General features: G+C 70.9%; 2 protein-coding genes. Both read right to left on the bottom strand.

Translation table 11 applies throughout. The annotated features are described in order from the left end of the window. Positions 1–81: 81 nt before the first annotated feature. Complete coding sequence (locus ACIQOV_RS39665) at positions 82–732, bottom strand: ABC transporter permease (RefSeq protein ID WP_401055775.1); 651 nt, start codon at positions 730–732, stop codon at positions 82–84. Beyond that, the gene (locus ACIQOV_RS39660; RefSeq protein ID WP_401055773.1) at positions 729–1,751 is read right to left on the bottom strand and encodes an ATP-binding cassette domain-containing protein; all 1,023 of its coding nucleotides are present in this window, start codon (positions 1,749–1,751) and stop codon (positions 729–731) included. Before ACIQOV_RS39660 ends, ACIQOV_RS39665 begins: the two co-directional genes overlap by 4 nt. Positions 1,752–1,878 lie beyond the last annotated feature (127 nt).

Genomic DNA, 1,878 nt, shown 5'->3' with positions numbered 1-1,878 from the left:
CGACCGACCCGAACAACCGGGCCGTGTGCGTGATGTACCAGAAGTCCTGGAACGACGGCTTCACCGCCAACGTGTGGAACCTCAACCACGAGTACTGGCGAAGATCGAGCTGCCGAACTGCATCGGCATCAGGACCAGCATGGCCACGCCCTGGACGGCCTGGGCGCTGCGCAGGGCCATGCCCAGCAGCATCGAGATCCAGACGATCGACATGCCGAACACCAGGGCCAGGCCGATGGTGGCCAGCACCTCCAGCGGTCCGGTCCGCACCTCGAAGCCGATGCACATCGCGAAGCCGATCAGGATCGCGAAGGAGAGCAGTCCGCGCAGGGTCTCGGCGACGATCTTGGACAGCAGGACCGAGGCCCGGCCGATCGGCAGGGTCCGGAAGCGGTCCATCACGCCGGTCTGGAAGTCGCTGTTGAGGCCGGTGCCGACGGCCATCGCGAGGGTGAGGCCGGTCTGTCCGAGCAGGCCGGGGATCAGGTACTGCTTGTAGTCGTCCTGGTTGCCGGCCATCGCGCCGCCGAAGACGTAGACGAACAGCACGGTGAAGATGATCGGCATCAGCACGGCGTCGAACATCGACTCCGGGTCGGCCTTGATCCGCATCAGGTTGCGCCGGGTCAGCGCGCCGACGTGGCGCAGGGTGCCGGACAGGCCGATCCGGGAGTCCTCCGCCGGCGGCCGGGCGTCCCGGGCCCGGGAGGGGGTGAGCGTGGCGGTGGTCATGCGACGGGCTCCTTGGCGAGGCTGGGGGCGGGCACCGCGGCGGAGGCGGGCTTGCCGGTGATGGCGAGGAAGACCTCGTCCAGGCTGGGCACCTTGGTGTCGATGCCGGCGACGGCGAAGCCGCGGGTGCCGAGCACCCCGATCACCGCGGTCAGCTGCTCCTCGCCGGTGATCGGCACCGCGAGCAGGCCGGTGTCGGCGGAGAAGGTGGCGTTGAGGATGCCGCTCTCGTGCAGGCAGCGGGCCATCTCCGGCAGCTCGGCCGGGTCGGTCGGGCGGACCTGGAGGGTCTGGCCGCCGACCTTGGCCTTGAGCTCGGAGACGGCGCCGTTGGCGATCACCCGGCCGCGGTCGATGACGGTCAGCTCGTTCGCGAGCTGCTCCGCCTCCTCCATGTACTGGGTGGTCAGCAGCACGGTGCTGCCCTCGGCGACCATGCGCTGCACCTCGTCCCAGACCTCGTTGCGGGTGCGCGGGTCCAGGCCGGTGGTGGGCTCGTCCAGGTAGAGCACCCGGGGGCGGCCCATCATGCTGGCGGCCAGGTCGAGGCGGCGGCGCATGCCGCCGGAGTAGGTCTTGGCGGTCCGCTTGGCGGCCTCGGTGAGCGAGAAGCGCTCCAGCAGTTCGGCGGCCCGGGCCCTGGCCTCCTTGCGGGGGAGGTCGAGCAGCCGGCCGATGAGGTAGAGGTTCTCGTACCCGGAGAGCAGCTCGTCCACGGAGGCGTACTGGCCGGTGAGGCCGATCGTGCGGCGCAGCTGCTTGGGCTGGCGCAGCACGTCGTAGCCGCCGACGAACGCGGTGCCGGCGTCCGGCTTGATCAGGGTGGAGAGGACGCGCACCAGGGTGGTCTTGCCGGCGCCGTTGGGGCCGAGCAGGGCGAGGACGGTGCCCTCCTCGACGGTGAGGTCGACCCCGTCGAGGGCCTTGGTCTCGCCGTAGTGCTTGACGATGCCGTGCACCTCCACGGCGTTCCGAGAGGTGGTTCCCCGGTCGTTCGGGGCTGTCGCGATTCGTGTCATGCCCCCAGGGTGTCCGTCCGCGCTGTCAGCTCCCTGTCGGCCGGCGCCGTGTGCTGTCAGGCCGCTGTCACCGGCCGCCGGAGGCGCTCCCCGGGCGCCGGACGCGGCCCCGGGTACGGCAGAGGCC

The sequence above is a fragment of the Kitasatospora sp. NPDC091257 genome, assembly GCF_044757675.1.
GTDB lineage: Bacteria > Actinomycetota > Actinomycetes > Streptomycetales > Streptomycetaceae > Kitasatospora > Kitasatospora lactacystinica.
This window is presented reverse-complemented; position numbering and strand designations above follow the sequence as displayed.

Bases quoted from the DNA above. Each gene is read 5' to 3' on its own strand.
- ACIQOV_RS39665 (WP_401055775.1), bottom strand. From the start codon at position 732: ATGACCACCGCCACGCTCACCCCCTCCCGGGCCCGGGACGCCCGGCCG.
- ACIQOV_RS39660 (WP_401055773.1), bottom strand. From the start codon at position 1,751: ATGACACGAATCGCGACAGCCCCGAACGACCGGGGAACCACCTCTCGG.